This is a genomic window from Actinomadura sp. NPDC049753, assembly GCF_040674655.1.
GTDB classification, from domain to species: Bacteria; Actinomycetota; Actinomycetes; order Streptosporangiales; family Streptosporangiaceae; genus Spirillospora; species Spirillospora verrucosospora.
In genome coordinates this window covers 1-26,395 of the sequence record NZ_JBFARL010000112.1, presented here as the reverse complement: position 1 = coordinate 26,395, position 26,395 = coordinate 1, and the positions used below count along the sequence as shown (strand labels likewise).

The 26,395-nt window shown below is 72.8% G+C and carries 20 protein-coding genes; 6 read left to right on the top strand and 14 right to left on the bottom strand.

Annotation, left to right across the window (positions count from 1 at the left end; genetic code table 11):
• Positions 1 to 126: 126 nt before the first annotated feature.
• The 4 genes from ilvC to AB0K37_RS25795 form a co-directional block, all read right to left on the bottom strand.
• Positions 127 to 1,110 carry a ketol-acid reductoisomerase gene (gene ilvC, locus AB0K37_RS25810; protein WP_185022993.1) on the bottom strand — a complete coding sequence of 328 codons (984 nt, stop codon included), beginning with the start codon at positions 1,108 to 1,110 and terminating at the stop codon, positions 127 to 129.
• 70 nt (positions 1,111 to 1,180) lie between these two features.
• Entirely contained in the window at positions 1,181 to 1,705 is a 525-nt protein-coding gene (ilvN, locus tag AB0K37_RS25805; RefSeq protein WP_345174819.1) for an acetolactate synthase small subunit, read from the bottom strand.
• Between the two features lie 5 nt (positions 1,706 to 1,710).
• Complete coding sequence (locus tag AB0K37_RS25800) at positions 1,711 to 3,597, bottom strand: acetolactate synthase large subunit (RefSeq protein ID WP_363985302.1); 1,887 nt, start codon at positions 3,595 to 3,597, stop codon at positions 1,711 to 1,713.
• 150 nt (positions 3,598 to 3,747) lie between these two features.
• Positions 3,748 to 6,570 carry an EAL domain-containing protein gene (locus AB0K37_RS25795; protein WP_363985300.1) on the bottom strand — a complete coding sequence of 941 codons (2,823 nt, stop codon included), beginning with the start codon at positions 6,568 to 6,570 and terminating at the stop codon, positions 3,748 to 3,750.
• 367 nt (positions 6,571 to 6,937) lie between these two features.
• Between AB0K37_RS25795 and AB0K37_RS25790 the strand changes: the two genes are divergently transcribed.
• Positions 6,938 to 8,080, top strand: a complete 1,143-nt coding sequence (locus AB0K37_RS25790) for a PQQ-dependent sugar dehydrogenase (RefSeq protein ID WP_363985298.1) — start codon at positions 6,938 to 6,940, stop codon at positions 8,078 to 8,080.
• A gap of 236 nt (positions 8,081 to 8,316) precedes the next feature.
• On the opposite strand, the gene gatB is transcribed toward AB0K37_RS25790, so the two are convergent.
• From gatB to gatC, 3 genes are all read right to left on the bottom strand, one after another.
• Entirely contained in the window at positions 8,317 to 9,801 is a 1,485-nt protein-coding gene (gene gatB, locus AB0K37_RS25785; protein WP_363985308.1) for an Asp-tRNA(Asn)/Glu-tRNA(Gln) amidotransferase subunit GatB, read from the bottom strand.
• 14 nt (positions 9,802 to 9,815) lie between these two features.
• Positions 9,816 to 11,270 (bottom strand): Asp-tRNA(Asn)/Glu-tRNA(Gln) amidotransferase subunit GatA, encoded by a 1,455-nt coding sequence (gene gatA, locus AB0K37_RS25780; protein ID WP_363985306.1) that lies wholly within the window; start codon positions 11,268 to 11,270, stop codon positions 9,816 to 9,818.
• A gap of 224 nt (positions 11,271 to 11,494) precedes the next feature.
• Positions 11,495 to 11,794 carry an Asp-tRNA(Asn)/Glu-tRNA(Gln) amidotransferase subunit GatC gene (gatC, locus tag AB0K37_RS25775; protein ID WP_089312976.1) on the bottom strand — a complete coding sequence of 100 codons (300 nt, stop codon included), beginning with the start codon at positions 11,792 to 11,794 and terminating at the stop codon, positions 11,495 to 11,497.
• Positions 11,795 to 11,972: 178 nt separating this feature from the next.
• Here gatC and AB0K37_RS25770 point away from each other — a divergent pair, with 178 nt between their 5' ends.
• Positions 11,973 to 12,221 carry a DUF6458 family protein gene (locus AB0K37_RS25770; RefSeq protein WP_363985296.1) on the top strand — a complete coding sequence of 83 codons (249 nt, stop codon included), beginning with the start codon at positions 11,973 to 11,975 and terminating at the stop codon, positions 12,219 to 12,221.
• A gap of 166 nt (positions 12,222 to 12,387) precedes the next feature.
• Here the strand turns inward: AB0K37_RS25770 and AB0K37_RS25765 are convergent, their stop codons facing one another.
• The 5 genes from AB0K37_RS25765 to mnmA all read right to left on the bottom strand — a co-directional run bounded on the left by AB0K37_RS25765 (position 12,388) and on the right by mnmA (position 19,946).
• Positions 12,388 to 14,502 (bottom strand): bifunctional diguanylate cyclase/phosphodiesterase, encoded by a 2,115-nt coding sequence (locus AB0K37_RS25765; protein ID WP_363985294.1) that lies wholly within the window; start codon positions 14,500 to 14,502, stop codon positions 12,388 to 12,390.
• Positions 14,503 to 14,761: 259 nt separating this feature from the next.
• Positions 14,762 to 16,930 carry an NAD-dependent DNA ligase LigA gene (gene ligA, locus AB0K37_RS25760; RefSeq protein ID WP_363985292.1) on the bottom strand — a complete coding sequence of 723 codons (2,169 nt, stop codon included), beginning with the start codon at positions 16,928 to 16,930 and terminating at the stop codon, positions 14,762 to 14,764.
• Between the two features lie 51 nt (positions 16,931 to 16,981).
• Entirely contained in the window at positions 16,982 to 17,983 is a 1,002-nt protein-coding gene (locus tag AB0K37_RS25755; protein WP_363985290.1) for a methionine synthase, read from the bottom strand.
• Between the two features lie 33 nt (positions 17,984 to 18,016).
• A complete protein-coding gene (locus AB0K37_RS25750) occupies positions 18,017 to 18,835 on the bottom strand; it encodes an LLM class F420-dependent oxidoreductase (protein WP_363985288.1) in 819 nt (272 codons plus the stop codon).
• A gap of 34 nt (positions 18,836 to 18,869) precedes the next feature.
• Positions 18,870 to 19,946, bottom strand: coding sequence for a tRNA 2-thiouridine(34) synthase MnmA (gene mnmA, locus AB0K37_RS25745; RefSeq protein ID WP_363985286.1), 1,077 nt, complete (start codon positions 19,944 to 19,946; stop codon positions 18,870 to 18,872).
• Between the two features lie 67 nt (positions 19,947 to 20,013).
• Here mnmA and AB0K37_RS25740 point away from each other — a divergent pair, with 67 nt between their 5' ends.
• Entirely contained in the window at positions 20,014 to 21,099 is a 1,086-nt protein-coding gene (locus tag AB0K37_RS25740) for a DUF695 domain-containing protein (protein WP_363985284.1), read from the top strand.
• Positions 21,100 to 21,286: 187 nt separating this feature from the next.
• Here the strand turns inward: AB0K37_RS25740 and AB0K37_RS25735 are convergent, their stop codons facing one another.
• On the bottom strand, positions 21,287 to 22,114 hold the full coding sequence (locus tag AB0K37_RS25735; protein ID WP_363985282.1) for a DUF1206 domain-containing protein: 828 nt from the start codon (positions 22,112 to 22,114) through the stop codon (positions 21,287 to 21,289).
• 39 nt (positions 22,115 to 22,153) lie between these two features.
• Complete coding sequence (locus AB0K37_RS25730) at positions 22,154 to 23,329, bottom strand: cysteine desulfurase family protein (RefSeq protein ID WP_363985304.1); 1,176 nt, start codon at positions 23,327 to 23,329, stop codon at positions 22,154 to 22,156.
• A gap of 160 nt (positions 23,330 to 23,489) precedes the next feature.
• Here AB0K37_RS25730 and AB0K37_RS25725 point away from each other — a divergent pair, with 160 nt between their 5' ends.
• From AB0K37_RS25725 to AB0K37_RS25715, 3 genes are all read left to right on the top strand, one after another.
• A complete protein-coding gene (locus AB0K37_RS25725) occupies positions 23,490 to 23,993 on the top strand; it encodes a TetR/AcrR family transcriptional regulator (protein ID WP_363985280.1) in 504 nt (167 codons plus the stop codon).
• Positions 23,994 to 24,168: 175 nt separating this feature from the next.
• A complete protein-coding gene (locus AB0K37_RS25720; RefSeq protein ID WP_363985278.1) occupies positions 24,169 to 25,392 on the top strand; it encodes an MFS transporter in 1,224 nt (407 codons plus the stop codon).
• A 48-nt stretch (positions 25,393 to 25,440) separates the two neighbouring features.
• Positions 25,441 to 26,310 carry a serine/threonine-protein kinase gene (locus tag AB0K37_RS25715; RefSeq protein WP_363985276.1) on the top strand — a complete coding sequence of 290 codons (870 nt, stop codon included), beginning with the start codon at positions 25,441 to 25,443 and terminating at the stop codon, positions 26,308 to 26,310.
• Positions 26,311 to 26,395: the final 85 nt, after the last annotated feature.

The following is a 26,395-nucleotide window of genomic DNA, read 5'->3' as shown; positions in this document are numbered from 1 at the left end:
CTCCGGACAGGACGGGGACGCCGTTGACCACGACGTGCTCGACGCCTTCGGCGGGCACCCTGGGTCTTTCGTAGGTGGCGAGGTCGGTGACGGCGCGCACCGGTCCCCGCGCCGTCACGGAAAGGCTCAGTCGTTGAGCCAGCTCATCATCGGACGCAGCTCGGCGCCCGTCTTCTCGATCGGGTGCTGCGCCAGTTCCTCGCGGTACTGCGTGAACTTCTTCTGGCCGCCCTCGAACTCGTCCACCAGCTCCTTGGCGTACTCGCCGGACTGGATCTCGCCGAGGATCTTCTTCATCGCGGCCTTGGCCTCCGGCGTGATCACGCGCGGGCCGCGGCTGTAGCCGCCGTACTCGGCGTTGTCGGACACCGACCAGTACATCTTGGACACGCCGCCCTCGTACATCAGGTCGACGATCAGCTTCATCTCGTGGAGGACCTCGAAGTAGGCGACCTCCGGCTGGTAGCCGGCCTCGGTCAGCACCTCGAACCCGGTCTTGATGAGCTCGGAGACGCCGCCGCACAGCACCGCCTGCTCGCCGAACAGGTCGGTCTCGGTCTCCTCGGTGAAGGTCGTCTTGATGCCGCCCGCGCGCAGGCCGCCGATGGCCTTGGCGTAGGACAGCGCCAGCGGCCAGGCGTTGCCGGACGCGTCCTTCTCCACCGCCACGATCACCGGCACGCCGCGCCCGGCGACGAACTGGCGGCGCACGAGGTGACCCGGGCCCTTCGGCGCCACCATGGCCACGTCCACGCCCTCCGGCGGCTGGACGAGGTCGTAGCGGATGCTGAAGCCGTGGCCGAAGAACAGCGCGTCGCCCTCGACGAGGGCGGGCTTGATGTCCTTCTCGAAGATCTCCCGGTGGTGGTGGTCGGGGGCCAGCAGCATGATCAGGTCGGCCTCCTCGGCGGCCTCCGCCGGGGTGACCACGCGCAGGCCCTCGGCCTCCGCCTTCTCGCGGCTGGCCGACCCCTCGCGGAGCCCGACCCGCACGTCGACGCCGGAGTCGCGCAGCGAGAGCGCGTGCGCGTGCCCCTGGCTGCCGTAGCCGATGATCGCCACGTGCCGGCCCTGGATCACGCTCAGGTCGGCGGCGTCGTCGTAGAACATCTCAGCCACAGTGCTGTTGCCTTTCGTTGGTGTGGTTGGTGCCGCCCGAGGGCGGCGTGCGGGTCGCGGGTCAGGCGCTGCGCTCGATGGACCGCAGCGAGCGGTCGGTGATGGACCGGGCGCCGCGGCCGATGGCCACCATGCCCGACTGCACCAGCTCCTTGATGCCGAACGGCTCCAGGATCCTGATGAACGCGTCCAGCTTGTCGCGGTTGCCGGTCGCCTCGATCGTGACGGCGTCGGGCGCGACGTCCACCACCTTGGCGCGGAACAGCGTCACGGTCTCCAGGACCTGCGAGCGGGTCTCGGCGTCGGCGCGGACCTTGACCAGCACGAGCTCGCGCTGGACGGACGCCGAGGAATCCAGCTCGACGATCTTCAGCACGTTGATCAGCTTGTTCAGCTGCTTGGTGACCTGCTCCAGCGGCAGGTCGGCGACGTTCACCACGATCGTCATCCGGGAGATCTCCGGATGCTCGGTGGTGCCGACCGCCAGGGACTCGATGTTGAAGCCGCGCCGGGAGAACAGCGCCGCGACCCGAGCCAGGATGCCGGGCTTGTTCTCCACCAGCACCGAGAGGGTGTGCAGGCTCATCGGGGTCAGTCTCCGTTCTCCCAGTCGGGCGCCATGTCCCGGGCGATCTTGATGTCGTCGTTGGCGGTGCCGGCCGCGACCATCGGCCACACCATGGCGTCCTGGTGGACGACGAAGTCGATCACGACGGGGGCGTCGTTGATCTCCATGGCCTTGGCGATGACCTCGTCGACGTCCTCGGCCTTCTCGCAGCGCAGGCCGACGCACCCGTACGCCTCGGCGAGCTTGACGAAGTCGGGGATCCGCTTGGCCGAGTGCTCGGCCGGGGGCTGGAGGACCGTGTTGGAGTAGCGGCCCTCGTAGAAGAGCGTCTGCCACTGCCGGACCATCCCGAGGTTGCCGTTGTTGATCACGGCGACCTTGACCGGGATGCCCTCGATCGCGCACGTGGCGAGCTCCTGGTTCGTCATCTGGAAGCAGCCGTCGCCGTCGATCGCCCAGACCGTGGTGTCCGGCGCACCGACCTTGGCGCCCATCGCCGCCGGGACGGAGTATCCCATCGTCCCGGCGCCCCCGGAGTTCAGGAACGCGCCCGGCCGCTCGTACTTGATGAACTGCGCGGCCCACATCTGGTGCTGCCCGACGCCCGCGACGTAGTACGCGTCCGGCCCGGCGATCTGCCCGATCCGCTCGATGACGTACTGCGGCGACAGCGAGCCGTCGGCGGGGATGTCATAGCCCAGCGGGTACGTCTCGCGCCAGGCGCTGAGCTGGCGCCACCAGTCGGTGTAGTCGCCCTTGCGGCCCGCCTCGTGCTCGTTCTGCAGGGCGACGACCAGGTCGGCGATCACCTCGCGGGCGTCCCCGACGATCGGGACGTCGGCGTGCCGGTTCTTGGAGATCTCCGCCGGGTCGATGTCGGCGTGCACGACCTTGGCGTGCGGCGCGAACCCGTCCAGCTTCCCGGTGACGCGGTCGTCGAACCGGGCGCCGAGCGCGACCAGCAGGTCGGCGCGCTGCAGCGCGCCGACCGCGCCGACGGCCCCGTGCATGCCCGGCATGCCCATGTTCAGCGGGTGGCTGTCGGGCAGCGCGCCCTTGGCCATCAGCGTGGTGACGACCGGCGCGCCGGTCAGCTCGGCGAGCACCTTCAGCTCGGCGGCCGCGCCCGCCTTCAGCACGCCGCCGCCGACGTACAGCACCGGGCGCCGCGCCTGGACGATCAGCCGTGCCGCCTCGCGGACCTGCTTGGAGTGCGGCCGGGTGACGGGCCGGTACCCAGGCAGCTGCAGCGCGACGGGCCACTCGAACCCGACCGTGGCCTGCAGGGCGTCCTTGGCGATGTCGACCAGGACGGGGCCGGGCCGCCCGGTGCCCGCGATGTGGAACGCCTCGGCGATGGTGCGGCCGATGTCCTCGGCCTGGGTGACCAGGAAGTTGTGCTTGGTGATCGGCATCGTGATGCCGGCGATGTCGGCCTCCTGGAAGCCGTCGGTGCCGATCAGCGAGGACGCGACCTGCCCCGTGATCGCCACGATCGGCACCGAGTCCATGTAGGCGTCGGAGATCGCCGTGACGAGGTTGGTCGCGCCCGGCCCGCTGGTGGCCATGCAGACGCCCACCTTGCCGGTCACCATCGCGTAGCCCTGGGCGGCGTGGCCGGCGCCCTGCTCGTGCCGGACGAGGATGTGGCGCAGCTTCCTGGAGTCGAACAGCGGGTCGTACGCCGGGAGGATCGCGCCACCCGGAATCCCGAACACGGTGTCGACGCCGACGTTCTCCAGGGCGCGGACCAGCGCCTGGGCTCCCGTCATCTGTTCGATCGTCATGATTCTGCGGTTCCTTGGGGAGTGAGTCTTGGCTCGCCGGGCAACAAAAAACCCCCGCCGCCGTGGGGCGGTCGAGGGGAGGCGCGCAGGACGGAAAGCTTGGTCAGCCTGCGCGCCGACCAAGTACTACGAGGATGGTGGAGGTGCTCTGCACGTGCCCACTTTCGCCGATGTCCGGCCAACGGTCAAATCCTTGGACGCTTTGTCTCACATGCCGAGACGGAGATGTCGTCCGGCAGGGGCGCCTCCGGCCTGACCGCCAAACGCACACGGTCACCCCGGCAGCGGGAGCGGGAGGTCGCCCGGACGGGCCTTGCCCGCGAGGTTCGTCCGCACCAGCGACTCGACCCGCTGCGCCGCCATCGGCCGCGCCACGAGGAACCCCTGGCCGCGCGGGCACCCCATCTCCCGCAGCAGCTCCAGCTGCTCGGGCCGCTCGATGCCCTCCGCCACCACGGTCAGCCCGAGGTCGCTGCCGAGCCGCACGATCGTCCGGGTGAGCAGCGTCAGGGTCTCGTCCGAACCGAGCCCCGCCACGAACGACGGGTCGATCTTGATGATGTCGACCGGGAGCTGCCCGAGGTAGGCCAGCGAGGCGTACCCGGTGCCGAAGTCGTCGATCGCGAGCCGGACGCCGAGGTCGCGCAGCTGGGACAGGCGCTCGACGTTCTGGTCGGCGTCCTCGACGAGGACCTCCTCGCGCACCTCCAGCGTGAGCGCCTGCGGCGGCAGCCCCGTCTCCGCCAGCGCCGCCGCGACCGACTCCACGAACCGGGGCGCGGCGATCTGCCGGGCGGTGAAGTTCACCGACAGGCCCACGTCCCACGAGTCGCCGCGCCAGCGGGCGACCTCCCGGCACGCCTCCCGCAGCATCCAGTCGCCGAGCGGGATCATCAGCCCCGACTCCTCGGCCAGGCCGATGAACTCCTCCGGCGGCACCGCCTCGCTCCCCCGGCGCCAGCGCAGCAGCGCCTCCACGCCGGTCACCCGGGACGTGGCCAGGTCGACGACCGGCTGGAACTCCACGGAGAACTGCTCCTCGGCGAGCGCCGCCTGCAGGTCGCTGCCGAGCTCCAGCCGCCGGACGACGTCGGCGTGCATGTGCGGCGCGTACACCTCGACGCGCCCGCCGCCGAGCTCCTTCGCGCGGGCCATCGCGAGGTCGCCGTTGCGGATCAGTTCGGCGGCGCCGCGGCGGAGCCGGCGTCCCGCGTCCGACCCGCCGCCGTTCGGCTGCTCCGCGTCGGCGGCGAACGCGATGCCGACACTCGCCGTCAGCACGATGTGCTTGTTACCGACCTGGTATGGGTCGACCGAAAGCACGCGAAGGAGCCGACCGGCCAGTTCGACTGTGGCGCGGGTCTCACGATCGTCCGGCGGGAGCTGCACCAGGACCGCGAACTCGTCGCCGCCCCACCGCGCCACCGTGTCGTCGGCCTGGACGTTCGCGCGCAGCCGCCGGGCCGCCTGCGCGAGCACCTGGTCGCCGGCCGCGTGACCGTCGGAGTCGTTCACGGCGGTGAACCCGTCGATGTCGACGAACACGACCGCGGCCTTGCCGCCGGACGCCTGCCGCGACAGCACCTCCCGCGTGCGCTCCTCGAAGTAGGACCGGTTCGGCAGGCCCGTCAGCCCGTCGTGGAAGGTCAGATGGGCGACCTGCCGTTGCAGCGCCGCCCGCTCGCTCAGGTCGCGGGTGGTGACCAGCAGCCGGGACGGCGCCCCGTCCGATCCCTTGTAGCGGGAGATCGTGGACTCCGTCGGCAGCCACGTCCCGTCCGCCGCGCGCAGCCGGCACGACACCCGCAGCGCGTCCTGCGGCCCCACGTCGGACGGCTCGTCCAGGAACTCGGTGAACACCTGCTGGACGCGCGGCAGGTCCTCCGGGTGGATGATCTCGTTCAGGGGGCGGCCGAGCAGCTCGTCCTGGGTGTAGCGGTAGGTCCGCAGGGCGCCCGCGCTGGCGTGCCGGACGGTGGCGTCGAGGTCGCAGATGAGCACCGCGTCGTCGATGCTCTCCGACAGGGCCCGGAAGTGCTCCTCGCCGGTGTCCACGGCCCGGCGCAGCGCCTCGTTCTCCCGCAGCAGCGCCGCCAGGCGCGCGATCAGCACCAGTGCGGCCGAGCCCGCGGCGATCGAGATCGCCGGCTCCAGGCCGTCGTTGCCGGCGATCGAGTGGCCCGCGATGAACAGCGCCGCCGCGGCGGCCACCGCGGCGGGCGCGAGACCGGGGCCGATCATGCGGCCGCACTCCTCGGCGGGCGCCGCGACGTCCTCGGGGATGTCGTCGACGGGCAGCTCCGGCTCGGCGGCCGGGCCCGTCCACGGCACCAGCAGCAGGAGCAGCAGCCCCGCCAGGCGCAGGATGTCGGAGGGGTCCTCGGCGGACCCGCCCCCGTCCAGCCTGACGAACGTGGTCACGATGTCGGCCGCCGCGATCGCGGCCAGCGCGCCGTACCCCATCCAGGCGAGGCGGCGGTGCCCGCGCGCGGCGCCGAGCACGAACGGCAGCGCCCCGCAGACGAACACGATGTCGATCAGCGGGTAGAGCAGTTCCAGCAGGAACTCCGGCGGCGACTCCCCCGACCGGTGGTACAGGTTCCCGAACAGGGCCACCCAGCCGAGGACGAACAGGGCGCAGGCGCAGACGTAGGTGTCGGCGGCGTAGCGCAGCCACGTGCCCGCGTCGCGGGGCAGCCGGATCGGCGCGACCAGGCCGATGACGAGCGCGACCAGCGCGACCAGGTAGAACAGGTCGGGGACCGACAGCGACAGGGCGCTGCGGCCGGAGCCGTACGCCAGCGCGCCGCCGACCGCGCCGACGAACCAGGAGGCGGCGGCGATGCCGTACCACCGCCAGGACGCGCGCCAGATGCCGCCGGGGGCGGCCGGATCGGCGGACGGCCCGTCGGGGCGCCGGGACGACAGCAGCAGGGAGATCGCGGCGGCGCCCGCGGCGCCGGCCTCGGTCCAGGCGATGAAGGCGCGGCCGCCCCAGCCGAGCAGCGAGCCGGTGGCGTACAGCACGCCGACGATCGCCGCCAGGGCGACCGGCAGCGCACGCGGCGGTACCCGCCTGGCGTAGTCGCCGCTCATCGCGCCGCGTCCCTTCCTGCCCGATGGGCTGATCGGCCCTGGCGGAGGCCGCGCCGCGCCAGGGGAGTTGGGGGTCCACGACCCCCGCCGCCTGGATAACGGCCCGAAGGTCACGGATGGTGCCCCGCGCCGGATCGGCGCGGACCGGTGGCGAGCGCACCGGCCTCGCCTGCCCGGGGATCAGCGACGTTGCTGCACTACGGGATCACCGTGTCGCTCACTGTACGTTCGGTAGGTCACGGAGCGATTGAGGCTGGGCGACCTTCCCGCGACGAACGGCCTCGTCGAGGATCCGTTTGGGACGTCCGAAAGCCGAACGTCACCGGATCGCCGGCTTGCCCGGCATTACGCTGCGTAACAGGGAACGGTGAGCACCCGGGATCCGTACTACCTGCGGGAGGCGCTCATGCGACAGCACACGATCCTCGCCCCGGTCGTCCTGGCCTCGGCGGCCGCGCTCCTCGCGGCCTGCTCGTCCTCGCCGTCCGGAGGCGGAGAGGGCCGGACCCCGCCGCCGGCGTCCGCCACCCCGTCCGCGACGGTCGGCGGTGGGCCCGGCATGCCCCGCACCGTCACCGAAAACCTCAAGGTGCCGTGGGCCGTGGCGTTCCTGCCCGGAGGCGACGCGCTGGTCACCGAACGGGACACCGCCCGGCTCATGCGCGTCACGCCGTCCGGACGCGCGACGGCGGTCGGCACGGTGCCCGGCGTGGACGCGCAAGGTGAGGGCGGTCTCCTCGGCGTCGCGGTGTCCCCGTCTTACGGCACCGACCATTTCGTCTACCTGTACTACACGGCCGCGTCCGACAACCGTGTCGTGCGCGCCACCTATGACGCCCGTCTCAGCGACCTGAAACCGATCGTGACCGGCATCCCCAAGGGCGCCGTCCACAACGGCGGGCGCCTGGCTTTCGGCCCCGACAAGATGCTCTACGTCACCACCGGTGAGACCGGCGAGGGCGGCATGGCGCAGAACAGGAACTCCCTCGGCGGCAAGATCCTCCGGGTCACCCCCGAGGGCGCGCCCGCGCCCGGCAACCCGTTCGGCAGCCGCGTCTGGACCTACGGGCACCGCAACGTCCAGGGCCTCGCCTGGGACGACGCGGGCCGCCTGTACGCCACCGAGTTCGGCCAGGACCGCTTCGACGAGATCAACCTCATCCGCAAGGGCGGCAACTACGGCTGGCCGGTCGTCGAGGGCGTCGGCCACCGCAAGGGGTTCACCGACCCCCTCCTGACCTGGACGACCGACCAGGCGTCGCCGTCCGGCCTCGCCTACGCGAACGGCTCCCTGTGGGCCGCCGCGCTGCGCGGCGAGCGCCTCTGGCAGGTCCCGCTCGACAACGGCAGGGCGGGACGCCCCATCGCCCGCTTCCAGGACCGCTACGGAAGGCTGCGCGCGGTCGTCCGCACCCCCGCCGGCTCACTGTGGGTGACGACCAGCAACCAGGACGGACGAGGCCAACCCCGCCCAGGCGACGACCGCATCCTCGACGTCCCCCGCCCCTGACCAGCACAATCCGACCGCCCCGCCCCAGACCGCAAAAGCGCCCCAATCCGACCGGAACACCCAGAAGCGCCAGAGACAGCCCACGCCAAAACGCCCGGCCTCACCGGTACGCCCACAGCCACCCGGGACAACTGCTCAGCCTGGCTGGGTTCTCGCCGATGCATCCGGGGCCTCGCCGAGGCGTCTCGCTATGGAGGAGACGCCTCGGCGAACGTTCGGCACCCGGGGCCGGAGGGTCAGGAGGCGCCGAGCTTCTCCAGGATCAGTTCGCGGGCGCGGCCCGCGTCGGCCTGGCCTCGGGTGGCCTTCATCACGGCGCCGACGAGGGCGCCGGCGGCGGCGACCTTTCCGGCGCGGATCTTGTCGGCCACGGCCGCGTTGTCGGCGATCACCTTGTCGATGACCGAGGACAGCTCGCCCTCGTCGCTGACGACCTTCAGGCCCCGCGCGGCAACGACCTCGTCCGGGCCGCCCTCGCCCGCGAGGACGCCCTCGAAGACCTTGCGGGCCAGCTTGTCGTTCAGCTCCCCCGCGGTGATCATCGCCTGGACGCGGGCGACCTGCTCCGGCGTGATCGGCAGCTCGGCCAGTTCGACGCCCTGCTCGGTGGCGCGCCGCGACAGCTCGTTCATCCACCACTTGCGGGCGGCCGAGGCGTCCGTGCCCTGCGCGACCGTCGCCTCGATGAGGTCGACGGCGCCGGCGTTGACGACGTCCCGCAGCTCCAGGTCGGACAGGTTCCACTCCCGCTGGATGCGGGCGCGGCGCGCGGCCGGCAGCTCCGGCAGGGTGGCGCGCAGCTCCTCCACCCACTCCCGCGACGGCGCCATCGGCACCAGGTCGGGCTCGGGGAAGTAGCGGTAGTCCTGCGCCTCCTCCTTGCTGCGCCCGCTCGTGGTGCGGCCGGTGTCCTCGTGGAAGTGCCGGGTCTCCTGGACGATGGTGCCCCCGGCGTCCAGCACGCCCGCCTGCCGCTCGATCTCCGACCGGACGGACCGCTCGACCGACCGCAGCGAGTTGACGTTCTTGGTCTCGGTCCGGGTGCCCCACTTCTCGGCGCCGCGCGGCATCAGCGAGACGTTCACGTCGCAGCGCATCGAGCCCTGCTCCATGCGCACGTCCGACACACCGAGCGACCGGACCAGCTCGCGCAGCTCCGTCGCGTACGCCCGCGCCACCAGCGGCGCCCGGTCGCCGGTCGCCGGGATCGGCTTGGTGACGATCTCCACCAGCGGGATGCCCGCCCGGTTGTAGTCGACGAGGGAGTACTCGGCGCCGTGGATGCGCCCGGTCGAGCCGCCGACGTGCAGCGACTTGCCGGTGTCCTCCTCCATGTGGACGCGCTCGATCCCGATCCGGTACGTCTCGCCGTCGACCTCGACGTCGAGGTGGCCGTCCACGCAGAGCGGCTCGTCGTACTGCGAGATCTGGAAGTTCTTCGGCATGTCCGGATAGAAGTAGTTCTTCCGGGCGAACCGGCACCACTCCACGATGTCGCAGTTCAGCGCGAGGCCGATCTTGATGATGCCCTCGATCGCGGCGTGGTTGGTGACCGGCAGCGATCCCGGCAGCCCCAGGCACACCGGGCACACCTGCGTGTTCGGCTCCGCGCCGAACGCCGTCGGGCACCCGCAGAACATCTTGGACGCGGTGCCGAGCTCGATGTGCGTCTCGATGCCGAGCACCGGCTCGTACTTCGCCAGCGCCTCGTCGTAGTCCATCAGGGCCGGAGTGGTCACTTCGCCTCCACCAGTTCCGGGGCCTGCGCCAGCAGCGGGCCGCCCCAGCGGTCTTCGAGGGCCCGCTCGACGGCGGCGCCGACGCGGTAGACGCGGTCGTCGCCGAGGACGGGGGCCATGATCTGCAGGCCGACGGGCAGGCCGTCCGACAGGCCGCACGGCACCGAGATCGCGGCGTTGCCGGTGAGGTTGGCCGGGATCGTGCACAGGTCGGCCAGGTACATGGCGATCGGGTCGTCGGCGCGCTCGCCGATCGGGAACGCGGTGGTCGGCGTGGTCGGCGAGACCAGCACGTCCACCTGCTCGAACGCCGCCTCGAAGTCGCGCTTGATCAGGGTGCGGACCTGCTGCGCCTTGCCGTAGTAGGCGTCGTAGTAGCCCGACGACAGCGCGTAGGTGCCGAGCATGATGCGCCGCTTCACCTCGGGCCCGAAGCCCTCCGCGCGGGTCAGCGCCATGACCTCCTCGGCGCTGCGGCTGCCGTCGTCGCCGACGCGCAGGCCGTACCGCATCGCGTCGAAACGCGCGAGGTTGGACGAGCACTCCGACGGCGCGATCAGGTAGTACGCGGGCAGCGCGTAGGAGAAGTGCGGGCAGGACACCTCGACGACCTTCGCGCCGAGGGACTCCAGCAGCTCGACCGCCTCGTTGAAGCGCGCGGAGACGCCCGCCTGGTAGCCGTCGCCCGCGAACTCCTTCACGACCCCGACGCGCAGCCCGTTGACGTCGGCGCGGCGCGCGGCCTCCACGACCTGCGGGACGGCCTGGTCCACCGAGGTGGAGTCCATCACGTCGTGGCCGCTGAACGCCTCGTGCAGCAGCGCCGCGTCCAGCACGTTGCGCGCGAACGGGCCGGGCGTGTCGAGCGAGGACGCGAACGCGATGACGCCGTAGCGGGACGAGCCGCCGTAGGTGGGCTTCATCCCGACGATGCCGGTGACGGCGGCGGGCTGCCGGATGGAGCCGCCGGTGTCGGTGCCGGTGGACAGCGGCGCCTCGTACGCGGCGACCGCCGCCGAGGACCCGCCCGACGACCCGCCCGGGACCCGCTCCAGGTCCCACGGGTTGCGGGAGACGAAGTAGGCGCTGTTCTCCGTGGACGAGCCCATCGCGAACTCGTCCATGTTCGTCTTGCCGAGGATCACCAGCCCGGCCTGCCGCAGCCGCGCCGTCACGGTCGCGTCGTACGGCGGCCGCCAGCCCTCAAGGATCTTCGATCCGGCGGTGGTGGGCATGTCCGCGGTGGTGAACACGTCCTTGTGCGCGATGGGGACGCCGGCCAGCGGGCCGAGCTCCTCCCCCGCCGCGCGCCGCTCGTCCACCCCGCGGGCCTGCGCCAGCGTCGTCTCGCGGTCGACGTGCAGGAACGCCTTGACGCTGCCGTCCACCGCCGCGATGCGGTCCAGGTGCGCCTCGGCCACCTCGACGGCCGACGCCTCACCCGCGGCCATCAGCTCCCCGAGCTCCGCCGCACTCTTCCTGACCAGCTCACTCACCGCTCGCCCCTCTCCGGGAAGCGACCCCCCGGCCGTACCGCCTGACCGGTGTCCTGCACTCCGCTGCGCTCCGTTCCGGCCACCGGACGTGCCCCTTCTGGGGGGCGACCCCCCAGACCCCCCGGCCGTACCGCCTGACCGGTGTCCTGCACTCCGCTGCGCTCCGTTCCGGCCACCGGTCAGGCCTCCTCGTCCAGGATCCGCGGGACGCGGAAGCGCTGCTCCTCGGCGGCCGGGGCGCCGGCGAGGGCCTGCTCGGGCCGGAGGCACTGTCGCACCTCGTCCGTCCGGTAGACGTTGGTCAGCGGCAGCGCGTGCGAGGTGGGCGGGATGTCCTCCGCCGCGACCTCCTGCACCCGCGCGACCGCGGAGATGATCTGGTCGAGCTGGGCGGCGAGATGGTCGAGCTCATCGTCGCCGAGCGCCAGCCGGGACAGCCGGGCGAGGTGCGACACCTCGTCACGGGTGATGGCGGACATTGAAGAAACCGTTCCTGCGATGAAGTGGGTTCACGGCCATCCTATGGGCCCGCGCCCCCGCACCCCGACCCGTTTACTCGGGCGTGCCCGCGGCAGGCCGGCCAGGTCGCCCGTTTCATCCCCGCACGGAGGGAACGCTTCTTGCGTCCACCCCCGGGACGAACGAGAGGAGACCGCCGTGACCATCGGCGGCAGCATCGCCCTGATCATCATCGGCGCGATCCTGGCATACGCAGTCAACTACGACATCAGCGGTATCGACATCCGGCTGGTCGGCGTCATCCTGATGATCGGCGGCGTCATCGGCCTGGTCATCGGCATCGTGCGGATGATGTCCGCCCGCCGCGCCGTCGACCGCCGCCCCCCGCCCGCGGCCGTGCGCGAGGAGTACTACCCCGACGACTACGAGGCCCGTCGCCGCTACTGACGGCGGACACCGCAACACGCATCACGCCCGGCAACGGGCAGGGCGCCCCCTTCCTCAGGCGGCGCCCTGCCCGGGCGGCCGCTGGAAGACGAGGCCCGCTCCGACACAGGACGGCGTCCTGCCGTGACACCGTCCCTGCCCGAGATACGCGGTCCGGCCGTGCCGGTCAGGCGCCTCCGGGGGCCTTGACCGAGGGGACGGCGAAGGAGTACAGCCAGTCGGTGGCGGTCGCGGCGTCCATGGGACGGCAGAAGTGCCAGCCCTGGGCGGCGTCGCAGCCCATCTCCCGCAGCCGCTCGGCGGTGGCCGGGTCCTCGACGCCCTCGGCGACCGAGCGCAGGCCGAGCGTGCGGACGAGGTCGACGATCGAACGGACGATGACCGCGTCGTCGGGCGAGTCGGCCAGGCGCCGCACGAACGATGAGTCGATCTTGATCTCCTCGACGGGCAGGCGCTTGAGCCGCACGAGGGAGGAGTAGCCGGTGCCGAAGTCGTCCAGGCTGAGCGGGATGCCGAGCTCGGCGAGGGCGCTCACGGTGTCGGAGGCGTAGGCGGGCTCGTTCATCAGGATGCGCTCGGTGATCTCCAGCTGGAGAGCGGCGGCGGGCAGGCCGCGGGCGAGCAGGCCCTCCTCGATGACCTCGGTGAGGCCGGTGTCGAGCAGGTCACGTCCCGAAGCGTTCACCGCGACCTGGACGGGCATGTCCGCCCGCCACCACGCGGCGGTCTGGGCGAGCGCGGCCTCCACGACGTAGTGGGTGATCGAGCGCATCAGGTAGGTCTGCTCGGCGACCGACAGGAACGCCTCGGGCTCCAGGAGGCCCTTGTCGGGGTGGCGCCAGCGCAGCAGGGCCTCCATGCCGACAAGGTGGCCGTCCCGCAGCGAGATCTTCGGTTGGTAGAACAGCTCCAGCTCGGAGCGGTCGATGGCGCGGCGCAGGTCGCCGAGCATGCTGAGCCGGGCCGGGGAGTTGCGGTCCTTGCCGGGCGAGTACGTCTCGACGCCGGTACGGGCCTCCTTGGCGTTGTACATGGCGACGTCGGCGCGCTGCAGGAGCAGTTCGAAGTCGGGCGCGTGGTCGGGGAACAGCGCGATGCCGACGCTGGCCTCCAGGTCGAACGACATGCCGTCCAGCCGGACGGGTTCGGAGAGCGCGGCGCGCAGCCGGGCGGCGACCTCGCGGGCGGCGGCCTCGTCCCGCACGGTGGGCAGCAGCACCGCGAACTCGTCGCCGCCGAGCCGCGCGACGAGGTCGCCGGGGCGGACGCTGTGGGTGAGCCGGTGCGCGACGAGCTGGAGCAGCCGGTCGCCGGTGGGGTGCCCGAGGGTGTCGTTGACCTCCTTGAACCGGTCGAGGTCGAGCAGGAACAGCCCGGCGCGGTGGTCCGGCGGGTCGGCCGCCTTGCGGCGCCGGGCCCCGAGGCCGGCGGCGCGCGGGAGCCGCCGTTCCGCGCCGCGCGCCTCGGCGAGGGCCTCCTCGGTGCGGACGATCAGCAGCTTGCGGTTGGGCAGGCCGGTCAGCCCGTCGTGCAGCGCCTGGTGCTCGCGCCGGACCGAGACGGAGGCGTTGAGGTAGACGGCGATGAACGGCAGGACGATCAGCGGCACGAAGACGGCGGACCGGTCCATCGCGATGACCATCAGCGGGGCGAGGCCGAGCAGCGCCAGGTGCACGAGGACCTGGTAGGCCAGGTCCCAGCGGAGCGCCTTGACGAGCGAGACGCGGGCGTGCAGCGCGACGGCGGCGCCGACGAGGGTGTCGTTGCAGACGAAGTAGACGGTGCCGGCGAGCGCGATCGCGGGCAGGTCGGAGCCGTGCGGCACCCACAGCCGCGAGGGGGTCGCGAGGTCGCCGGCGAGCGCGAGGACGAGCTGGGCGGCGGCCAGGCTGAGGGTGTACTGCGCGACGTTGAAGGCGATGCGGTGCGGGGAGCGGGAGCGGAAGATCCCGCAGGTGATCACGGCGACGGCCTGGAGGGCGGCCGCGATGGGCAGCCCGGCGTACAGCAGCGCGGCGAACGAGAACGTGGTCGAGGTCGTGGCGCCGTTGTTCTCGGTGCTGCCGGGCGTGATGATCGGCCGCAGCTCGCCGAAGATGATGAAGCAGCCGAGGATCCAGAACACGGGGGTTCCGGCGAGCGCGTCCAGGTCTGCGCGGGTCAGCCCGGAAAACGCGGCGGCCGCGGCGGCGAGGCCGAGCAGGATGACGACGACGAAGTAGATCCACAACGGGGAGCCACGGCGTGGCGCCGTGTTCCGCGTGTTGTTCGGGTCCTTCATCACATCCTCGGGGGGCTGCGGGGGGTCGCCCCCCGGCACCGGGCGTCCCCGACCTCGGGGGACGCCCCCCCGGGTGTTACGTCCGGAGATTTCAGGTGTGGGTCGTGATGTGAGGGAGGGTACGGCCTTCGCTCAACTTCGCGAAACCGATTGCGTACGTTCCGTTATTTCCTTTCCGCGTCCGTCCCTCGTCGGTGGGTAGTGGAAGTGTACCCCTGAGTAACGCAACCCTGGTCGAAACCCCCGCAACCACGCCGTGTTAGACGTCGGCGCGCATAGTTACGTTTTTGGCCGCATCTGGCCCATCGGAGAGGAGGACCCGGAAACCCTCCTCGGCCAGGACCGGCACGCCCAGCTTGACCGCCTTGTCGTATTTCGACCCTGGACTGTCGCCGACGACCACGAAGCCCGTCTTCTTCGACACCGACCCGGACACCTTCCCGCCGAGCCGCTGCACCGCCTCGGTCGCCGAGTCGCGGCTGAACCCCTCCAGCGATCCGGTGATCACCACGGTGACGCCCTCCAGCGGGCGCGGCCCCGCGGCGCCCTCGTCCCGCATCCGGACGCCGGCGGCCCGCCACTTGTCGACGATCTCGCGGTGCCAGGGCTCCTCGAACCACTTCTTGATCGACGCGGCGATGGTGGGCCCCACGCCGTCCACCGCGGCGAGCTCCTCCTCCGTCGCCTCGGCGATCGCGTCGAGCGAGCGCATCTCGCGCGCGAGGTCCTGGGCGGCGGACGGCCCGACATGCCGGATCGACAGCGCCACCAGCACCCGCCACAGCGGCTGCCGCTTGGCCTTCTCCAGCTCCTCGAAGAGGACCTCGACCGTCTTCTTCGGCTCGCCCTCCTTGTTGGCGAAGAACGACACCACCTTCGGCTCGCCGGTCTTCGGGTCGGTCTTGGTCGTGCCGGTCCGCTGGTCGAGGACCAGGCTCCTGATCGGGAGCAGCTGGTCGACGGTGAGGTGGAACAGGTCGCCCTCGTTCTTCACCGGCGGGTCGCTCGGCTCCAGCGGCTGGGTGAGCGCGGTCGCCGCGACGTAGCCGAGCGCCTCGATGTCGAGCACCTTGCGGCTCGCCAGGTAGAACAGCCGCTCGCGCAACTGGCCGGGGCAGCTCCGGGCGTTCGGGCAGCGGATGTCGACGTCGCCCTCCTTCTCGTACGCCAGCTCCGTCCCGCATTCGGGGCAGGTGCCGGGCATGACGAACTCGCGCTCGGACCCGTCGCGCAGCCCGGTCACCGGCGCGACGATCTCGGGGATGACGTCGCCCGCCTTGCGCAGCACGACCGTGTCGCCGATCAGCACGCCCTTGCGCCTGACCTCGCTCGCGTTGTGCAGCGTCGCCCGCTCCACCGTGGACCCGGCGACCTTGATCGGCTCCATCACCCCGTAGGGGGTGACGCGCCCGGTCCGCCCCACGCCGACCCTGATGTCGAGGAGCTTGGTGTTGACCTCCTCCGGCGGGTACTTCCACGCGATCGCCCAGCGCGGCGCCCGGCTCGTCGACCCGAGCCGGCGCTGCAGCGCGAACTGGTCGACCTTGACGACGACCCCGTCGATCTCGTAGGCGGTGCCGTGCCGGTTCTCGCCGTACTCCTCGATGTACTCGCGGACGGCGCCGAGCCCGCCGACGACCTTGTAGCGGTCGCTGACCGGCAGGCCCCAGCCGCGCATCAGCTCGTACGCGCCGGACTGGCTGTCGGGCTGCTCCCCGCCCCGCCACGCGCCGAACCCGTGGACGAGCATGCCGAGCGGCCGGTGCGCGGTCACCCGCGGGTCCTTCTGCCGCAGCGAGCCCGCCGCCGCGTTGCGCGGGTTGGCGAAGGGCTCCTTGCCCGCCTCGATCTGGACCGCGTTGACCTGCTCGAACCCCTCGACCGGCAGGAAGACCTCGCCGCGGACCTCCAGCACGTCCGGCCAGCCCTCGCCGGCCAGCCGGCCGGGGATGTCGGCGATCGTGCGGACGTTGTTGGTGACGTCCTCGCCGGTGCGCCCGTCGCCGCGGGTGACCCCGCGCACGAGCCGCCCCTTCTCGTACGTCAGCGCGATCGCCAGGCCGTCGATCTTCAGCTCGCACAGGTAGCCGGCGACCTCGCCGACCTCCTTGACGACCCGCTCGTCCCAGGCGAGCAGCTCGTCGGCGCTCATCGCGTTGTCGAGGCTCTGCATCCGCTCCAGGTGCTGGACGGTCGCGAAGTCGGTGACGATGGGCGCGCCGACCCGCTGCGTCGGCGAGTCGGGCGTGACCAGCTCCGGATGCCGCTCCTCCAGCGCGCGGATGTCGCGCATCATCCGGTCGTACTCGGCGTCGGAGAGCGTCGGCTGGTCGAGGACGTAGTACCGGTAGTTGGCCTCGTCGAGCCGCTCGCTCAGCTCCTTGTGGCGCTGCCGCGCCTCGGTCGGAACGCCGTCGCTCATGGTCATGCCCCTATTCTCGCCAACGGGACCGACAATATGAGCCCTCGGCGCGCCCTTCTAGAGAGCCGCTTCGTAGAGCATCCGGGCCGTGTCGCGGCAGCGCTTGAGGGCCGCGCGGACATGGCGCGGTGAGGCGCCCGCCATCCCGCACGCCGGAGTGATCACGACCTGCTCCGCCAGCCGCTGGGCCGGGAAGCCGAAACGGCGCCACAGCTCCCGCACCGGCTCGGCGGTCTCCTTGAGGGGCGGCAGGGCGGCGTCGGTCGCGGGCACCGCGCCGAGGAACAGGCCGATCCCCGCGTCGATCGCCTCCCCCACCGCGTCGTCGTAGCGCCTCGGCACCAGCCGCAGGTCGACCGAGAGCGCCTTCGCCCCGGCGCCGCGCAGCAGCCCGTACGGGACGTTCCGGGCGCAGCAGTGCACGACGGGGTAGGCGCCCGCCGCGTCGATCACCGTGCGCAGCGCCTCCTCGGCGACCGGCTCCTCGATCGCCCGCAGCCGCGAGAACCCGCTGGCGGTCGGGACCGTCCCGGCGAGCGCGGCGGGCAGGCCGGGCTCGTCCAGCTGCAGGACGATCTCCGCCGCCGGGAGCCGCCGCCGGACGTCGGCGACGTGCCCCGCGACGCCCTCGGCCAGCGAGGCGGTCAGGTCGCGGACGGCTCCGGGGTCCTTCAGCGCCCGGTCGCCGTGCCGCAGCTCGATCGAGGCGGCCAGCGTCCACGGCCCGCAGACCTGGATCTTGAACGGCCCGTCGTGGCCGCCCGCGACCTCCTCCAGGACGTCCAGGTCGCGGGCGAGGTGGTCGCGGGAGCGCTGCGTGTCGCGTCCCGGGCGGTCGGAGAACCGCCAGCCGGACGGCTCCAGATGCACGGGCATCTCGACCAGCAGCCCTGCGGTCCGCCCCGCCAGGTCGGCGCCGGGGCCGCGCGCGGGCAGCTCGGGCAGGTGCGGCAGCTCGGGCAGCTCGCCGAGGACGATCCGCAGCGCCTCGGCGGGGTCCTCCCCCGGATAGGACCCGACGCCGGTCGCCGTCCCGGCCTGCCACGGAAAGCTCGTCACCCTGCAAACCCTATCGGCGCCGCGGGGCGGCGATCACAGCAGCGCGGCCAGCCGGTCGAGGCGGCGGAGCGTGTCGTCCTCCGGCTCGGTCCGCAGGTTGAACAGGACCTCGTCGGCGCCCGCGGCCTCCAGTTCGGCGACGGCCTCCGGCCTGGCCGGGACGGCGAACACCGTCACCGGCACCCGGCGTCCCGCCCGCTCGCGCAGGTCCGCGATCCGGGCGGCGAGATCGCCGGTTCCGCGCCCGTAGAGCGGCATCCATCCGTCTCCGTACTCCGCGACCCGGTCGAGCGCCGTCGGCCCCGATCCGCCGACCAGCACGGGCGGATGCGGGTCCTGGACGGGCTTGGGGTAGGAGAACACCGGGTCGAAGTCGACGAACTCGCCGTGGAACTCGGCCCGCTCCTTCGTCCACAGCTCCTTGACCGCCAGCACCCGCTCGCGCATCAGCCGCATCCGGGTCACCGGGTCGGTGCCGTGGTTGCGCATCTCCTCCCGGTTCCAGCCGGCGCCGACGCCGAGGACGGCGCGGCCCCCCGAGACCAGGTCGAGGGAGGCGGCCTCCTTCGCCAGCGTGATCGGGTCGCGCTGGACGACCAGCGCGATGCCCGTCCCGAGCCGCAGGCGCGCGGTGACGGCGGCGGCCGCCGACAGCGCGACGAACGGGTCGAGCGTCCGGTAGTAGATGCGCGGCAGCTCGCCGCCGCCCGGATACTCCGACTCCCGCTCCACCGGGATGTGCGTGTGCTCGGTGACGAACAGGGACCCGAACCCGCGCTCCTCCAGCGCCCGCCCGAGCGCGGCGGGGCCGATCCCCTCGTCGGTCACGAACGTGGAGACACCGAACCGCATCGCACCCTCCCAGGAGATCGTCCCGACACCCTGGTCAGGCGGGGACGCGCGCGGTCTCCGCGATCGTGGCCGACCCGAGGACGCGGTCGCCGTCGTAGAGGACGGCGGCCTGGCCGGTCGCCACGCCCCGCGCGGGGGTGGCCAGGCTGATGCGCAGCTCATTCCCGGTGTGCTCGGCCGCACAGTCATAGACCTCGCCGTGCGCGCGGAGCTGGACCTGGCAGTCGAACGGGCCCTGCGGGGCCTCGCTCAGCCACACGGGGCGCTCCCCGGTGATCTCGTGGACGTCCAGCGCCTCGCGCGGCCCCACCGTCACGGTGTTCGTGACCGGGGAGATGTCCAGGACGTAGCGGGGCCGCCCGTCCGGCGCCGGGGTGCCGATCCGCAGGCCCTTGCGCTGGCCGATCGTGTAGGCGTAGGCGCCGTCGTGCTCGCCGACCTCGTTGCCGTCGGCGTCGACGATCGGGCCGGGCGCCGACCCCAGCCGCTCGGCCAGGAAGCCGCGCGTGTCGCCGTCGGCGATGAAGCAGATGTCGTGGCTGTCGGGCTTGTCGGCGACCTGGAGGCCGCGGCGCTCCGCCTCCAGCCGGATGTCGGCCTTGGAGGTGTCGCCGAGCGGGAACAGCGCGTGCGCGAGCTGCTCGGGCGTGCAGACGGCCAGGACGTACGACTGGTCCTTGCCCGCGTCGACGCCGCGCCGCAGGACGCCGCCGTCCAGCCGCGCGTAGTGGCCGGTGCAGACGGCGTCGAACCCGAGCGCCATCGCCCGGTCCAGCAGCGCCGCGAACTTGATCTTCTCGTTGCAGCGCAGGCACGGGTTCGGGGTGCGGCCCGCCGCGTACTCGCTGACGAAGTCCTCCACCACGTCCCGGTGGAAGCGCTCGGCGAGGTCCCACACGTAGAACGGGATGCCGATCACGTCGGCGGCGCGGCGGGCGTCCCGGGAGTCCTCCAGGGTGCAGCAGCCGCGCGCCCCCGTCCGGTACGACTGGGGATTGCTGGACAGGGCCATGTGGACGCCGGTCACATCGTGCCCGGCCTCGGCGGCGCGGGCGGCGGCCACGGCGGAGTCGACGCCGCCCGACATGGCGGCGAGTACACGGAGAGGCATAGTCCTTCGAGCGTACGCGGCGTGGCCCGGTCCACCGACTCCATTTCCGCGTACGATTGGGGCCGCTATGGGAATCTTCCGTCGTCCGCGCGAGGCGTCCGCCGCCGCACCGCCCGCCATCAGCGAGTTCTGGGAGTGGTGGGCGCAGGCCCGCCCGACGATCGAGGCCTCGCTGGCCGCCGGGCCGGAGCCGTCCGAGGAGTCCGATCCGGCCGTGCCCGGGGAGGGCCTGTCCGCCGAGACGATGGAGGAGCTGTCCCGCCGCGTCCACAGGATCCACCCCGGCCTCCAGTGGGAGATCGGCGGCGCCGACGACCGGAACCCCTCGCTGACCGTCACCGGCGGCGGCGACCCCGAGCTGCGCGGCCTCACCGAGCGCTGGGCGCGCTCCGCCCCGTCCGGCTCCGCCGCGGGCGGCTGGAGCTTCCACCCGTCCCGCCAGGCCGACCCGGAGATGCTCGGCCAGGACCTCATCCTCGGCGACCACGAGTTCGACCTGGAGTACGTCCGGCTCGGCATGCGCGCCGACGCCGACCGCGCCCGCGTGCACATCACCGCCTACCACCCCGACTTCCTGTTCGTCTCCGAGGAGCAGCAGCTCCAGGTCGCCCTGAACGTCCTGCACTGGGCGCTCGGGGAGGACGACGTGGCCCGCTGGATCGGCGAGGTCACGATCGCGACCGAGGCGCCGATCGACTCCCTCCCGCCGTCCATGCTGTCCGCGGTCGTGGAGCAGATCTCCGAGCCGTTCACCGAGCCCGCCTGGCTGACCGGCGAGGGCCGCACGCCCCGCGGCCACCCCGCCCGCCTCGGCGCCCGGTTCCCACTGCACCGGCAGGACTACCCGCTCTGCGACCTGCACGTGGCGATCACCGTCCCGTACGCCAACAGCAACCCCGACCGGCTCCCCGTCGAGCCGTCGTCCGGCGCGCTGCGCGCGTTCGAGAAGAAGCTCGCCAAGCTCGGCGACCGCGCCGTCCTCGCCGTCCGCGAGACCGGCGACGGCCTGCGCGTCTTCCACCTGTACGCCGACCCCGACTCCGGCGTCATCTCCGAACTCGACCAGCTGGCCGCGGGCTGGCCGGAGGGCAAGGCCAAGGTCGCCTCCACCAACGACCCCGGCTGGCGAGCCCTGGCCCCCTACCAGCCCTGATTCCCGGTGCCTCTGGGCCTGTCTCGAAATGGCCTCGGCCGCACGCGCGAACGCGTGACCTGGCCGGTGGAGGGAAGCCGGAGGCGAGCGGAGCCGGGCAGATCGCGAAGCGATGCCGCGTTCGCCCAGGCCCGGTCACGGAGCGAGCCGCCAGGCGAGCGAAGTGGGCCGGGACGTTGAAACACGGCTAGTTGCTGGCGTCGACCTTGCGGTAGCGGGCTTCGCAGAAGTTGTAGAGGCCGAAGGTGATGACGCCGAGGGCGATGGCGGCCAGGCCCCAGGGGCCGGCGGGGGTGGAGGCGAACTCGCGGAGGGTGCCGTCCAGGCCCTGGGCCTTGTCGGGCTGGAAGCTGATGGCCGCGTAGGCGAGGAAGGCGCCCACGGCGGCGACGACGAGGCCGCGGGCGGTGTTGCCGACGATCGCGAGGGGCTTGACGACGCGGCGCGCGGTCCTGCCCATCTCCCAGGACTTCAGTTCCTTCATGAACTTGTGCCGGAAGGCGTTCACGACCATGACCGCGCCCACGACGAGGAAGCCCGCCGCGACCGCCAGGACGAGCCAGCGGCCGCCGGGCGCGTCCATGAGCCGCGCGGTGTAGGTCTTGGACTGCTTGTCGCTCGACGAGCCGTGGTGGCCGAAGAGGAACGCGAGGGTCCCGGCGAACGCGGCCGCGTAGATGACGGCGCGTGCGGCCGACATCAGGCGCTTGGTCGCCTTGTCGCCGTCCGGGACGGGGCGGCCGAGCAGGGCCTCCGCGGCCTGCCAGAGGACGAGCGCGGCGAAACCGACCGCCATCAGCGCGATGAGGACGAGCCCGCCCGGTTTGTCGGCGATGGTCTCCAGCGCGCCCGTGCGGTCGGCCTCCTTCCCGCCGCCGCCGAAGGCGACCTGGAGGGCCAGCCAGCCGATGAGGAGGTAGAGCAGGCCGCGCGCGACCAGCCCCACCCGGGACATGCGGTGGAACCAGGGGTGTCCCGCCGCCTGCTTGAGCCCGTGGCTCACGTCCGTCGTCACGGCCACGCTGTCCCCGTTCAAGGGACGGTCAAACCAGCGTCAGCTGAGGCCCGCGCGGCGGGCGCGCTCGACGACCGGGCCGATGGCGTCGGCGAGGGCCTTCACGTCGGCCTCGGTGCTGGTGTGGCCGAGGGAGAAGCGCAGCGACCCGCGGGCCCGCTCGGCGCCCGCGTCCATGGCGACCAGGACGTGGCTGGGCTGGGAGACGCCCGCCGAGCACGCCGATCCGGTGGAGCAGGCGATGCCGCGCGCGTCCAGCAGCATGAGCAGGGCGTCGCCCTCGCAGCCGGGGAAGGAGAAGTGCGCGTTGCCGGGGAGGCGGTCGTCCGGGTCGCCGTTCAGCACCGCCTCGGGGACGGCGTCCCGCACGGCGGCGATCAGCTCGTCGCGCAGCCCGGCGAGGCGGGCCGCCTCGGTCTCGCGGCGGGCGACCGCGGCCTGGACGGCGGCGGCGAAGCCCGCGATGGCGGGCGCGTCGAGCGTCCCGGACCGGACGTCGCGCTCCTGGCCGCCGCCGTGCAGCAGCGGCACCGGGTCGAGGAACACCGGCGGCTTCGGCTTGGCCAGCAGCAGCGCGCCGACGCCGATCGGGCCGCCGAGCTTGTGGCCGGTGATGGTCAGGGCCTGCGCGCCGCTCGCCGCGAACCCGACGGGCAACTGCCCCGCGGCCTGGACGGCGTCGGTGTGCAGGGGGACGCCGCGCTCGCCGGCGGCGGCGGCCAGTGCGGCGACGGGCTGGACGGTGCCGACCTCGTTGTTGGCCCACATCACGGTGGCGAGGGCCACGTCGTCGCCGGAGCCGAGCAGTTCGCGCAGCGCGTCCGGAGTGACGCGGCCGAGCCCGTCCACCGGGACGAGGTCGACCCGGGCGCCCTCGTGGTCGGCGAGCCACTGGACCGCGTCCAGGACGGCGTGGTGCTCGACGGCGCCGACGAGCACGCGGGTGCGGGCCGGGTCGGCGGCGCGGCGCGCCCAGTAGATCCCCTTGACGGCGAGGTTGTCGGCCTCGGTGCCGCCGGAGGTGAACACGACCTCGCTCGGGCGGGCGCCGAACGCCTCGGCGATGAGCTCGCGGGACTCCTCGACGACGCGCCGGGCGCGCCGGCCCGCGGCGTGCAGCGAGGAGGGGTTGCCGAGCTCGCGCAGCTCCGCCGTCATCGCCTCGATGGCCTCGGGCAGCATCGGGGTGGTCGCCGCATGGTCGAGGTAGGTCACCACGCGGACAACAGTATCCGCGCCCTTCGTGTTCCCTTCCGGGGCCCGGCGGGACGGCCGGAGGCCGCGCCTTGACAGGGGAATAGCGGGCGGCCGCCCCCGGTTGGCCCGTATACCGTCCAGCCGGTACAGTAAGGACGTCATGAAACGGGAAGCCCTCTTGGACGCAGCCGAGTCCGTGCTCTTCGAGCAGGGGACTCAGGCGCTGACCCTCAGCGCGGTCGCCGACCGCGCCGGCGTCAGCAAGGGAGGGCTGCTCTACCACTTCCCCACCAAGGAGGCGCTCGTCCGGGCCATGGTGGCGCGGGTCATCGAGGAGTTCGACGGCCTGATCGCCTCCTACGACGACGGCACGCCGGGGTCCTACACCCGGGCCTACGTCGAGGCCACGTTCGAGATCCTCACCGGTGAGGCCCGCGCCTACCGGCGGTGGTCGGCCATCACGGCCGCGGCCGCCGACCCCGAGCAGGCCGAGCCGCTGAACGAGGCGATGCGCCGCTGGCACGGCCGCGACCCGGCGGACGATCCCGACCCGGGCGACGCGGCGGTCGTCAGGCTGGCGGCCGAGGGCCTCTGGGAGGTGGTCAGCCATGATCCCGGGCTGTACGACGCCGAGCAGCTCAGAGCGCTGAAACAGCGGCTTCTGGGGTTGCTGGAGCGCTGACGCCGGGGCGCCGCACGCGCCCCGCCCGACCTTCCGGACGCTCCGGACCCGCACGGGTTTGGAGCGTTCCATGACCCATGTCACACGACGGCGCACGTCCCGCGACGGCGCACGTCGCGGACGACGCATGCCACACGCCGGGGTGCGCCCCGCCGAGACGAGAAAGAGGTGAACAATGCTGTTCCGTGCCCGTTCGGGGACGTTCCTGACCTTCGCACTGGCCGGTCTGCTGACCGGAGTGTGGGTGGCGCGCATGCCCGCGCTGGCCGGCAAGTTCGGGACGAACGAGGGCGAGATCGGCATCGTCGTCCTCGTCTGGGGACTCGGCGCGATCGCGGCCATGCAGGCGCTGCGCGGCGTGATGGCGCGGGCCGGCAGCCGCACCGTCCTGCGGGTCGCCCTGCCGCTGACGGGCCTGTCGTACGCGGCGGTGGCGCTCGCCCCTACCTACGGCGTGCTCCTCGGCGCCGTCGCGCTGTTCGGCATGACGTTCGGGATCACCGACATCGCGATGAACGCCCAGGGCAGCGTCGTCGAGCAGGCGTACCGCCGGTCCGTCATGAGCGGCATGCACGCCGGCTGGTGCGTCGGCGCGATGAGCGGCGGCCTGTTCGGCGTCGCCACCGCCGCGGCCGGGTTCGGGTTCACCGAGACCGTGCTGGTCACCGCGGTGCTGTCGGTGCCCGCCGGGCTCGCGCTCGGCCGCACCTACCTGCCCGACCCCGCCGCGCCCGCCGCGTCCGGGACGGGACGCAGGGCGCGCCGGATGCCCGCCGCCGTCTACCTGATCGGCGTCCTCGCGTTCATCGCCTTCATGACCGAGGGGTCGATCGCCGACTGGAGCGGGCTGCTGCTGCACGACGAGCTCGGCGCGACCGAGGCCGTCGCCGCGGCCGGCTACCCCGTGTTCGAGCTGGCGATGCTGCTCGGGCGGCTCGTCGGCGACCGCGTCCGGATGCGGGTCGGCACCCGCCGGCTGCTGGTCGGGGCGGGTCTCGGGACCGCCGCCGGCATGACCGTCGTCGTGCTGGCCCCGGTCCCCGCGGTGGCGATCGCCGGGTTCTTCGTGACCGGGCTCGTGGTCTGCACGGTCGTCCCGACGACGATCTCGCTGGCGGGCTCCGCCGCTCCGGACCGTCCCGGCGCGGCCGTCGCCCAGGTCGGCGCGATGGGCTACGGCGGCCTGCTGCTCGGCCCGGTCGTGGTCGGCTTCCTGTCGGAGGCGACGTCCCTGCGGGTCGGCGTCGGCGTGGTCGTCGTGCTGGCGCTGCTGATCGCGGCGGGCGCCCGGTACGCGCCGCTGCGCGCGACCGCGGGCATCTCCGTTCCCGCCCCGGCCGAGCCCCCGGCGCAGGCTCCGGCGGCGGGCGACTCCCGGCCGGAACCCGTCGCCGCCTGAGGCCGCCATCCGATATAACCCCTTTCACAACGGGTGTATGGGGGCGGTATGGACGGATGGCGGGTTCCCGGCTACAGCGAGATGCGGGTTCTCGGCGAGGGCGCTCAGGGTCGCGTCGTGCTCGCGCGGCACGACGCGACGGGGCGCCCGGCGGCGATCAAGTACCTGGCGCCGTCCCTCGCCGGGGATCCGGAGTTCCGCGAGCGGTTCCGCGCCGAGGCCGACCTGCTCAGCCGGCTGCGCAACCCGTACGTCGCCCAGATGTTCGGGCTCGTCGAGACGCCGGACGGCGCGGCGATCGTCATGGAGGCGGTGGACGGGGCGCCGCTGAAGTCGGTTCTCGCCGAGCGGGGGCCGCTGGCGCCCGAGGCCGCCCTGGCGGTGCTCAAGGGCTCGCTGCTCGGCCTCGCCGCCGCGCACGGCCTCGGCATCGTCCACCGCGACTACAAGCCCGCGAACGTGATCGTGCGCGGCGACGGGCTGAGCAAGCTGATCGACTTCGGCGTCGCGGTGGACGCGGGCGCGACCGGGCGGTCGGGGACGCCCGTCTACATGGCCCCCGAGCAGTGGCGGGACGAGCCCGCCTCCCCCGCGACCGACGTGTACGCGGCGGCGTGCGTGTTCTACGAGTGCGTGACGGGACGCCGCCCGTACACCGCCGAGACCCAGGAGGGGCTCATGGGCCGCCACCTCACGGCCCCGATCCCGGTGGGGGACGTCCCCGGGCCGCTCCGCCCGCTGATCGAGCGCGGGATGGCGAAGAACCCGTGGGACCGTCCGATGGGCGCCGCCGCGTTCGTCTCCGAACTGGAGTCGGTCGCGGCGGGCGCGTACGGGCCCGACTGGGAGGGACGCGGCGTCCGCACGCTCGCGGGCGCCGCCGCCGCGCTGTCGATGCTGTTCCCCCTCTCAGCGTAGCCGGAATAACACCGCGATCCCACCCCCGCGCCCTTACCGGCAACCGGCCCCCGGATACAAGCATCATTCCGCCGACGGTGCTGAC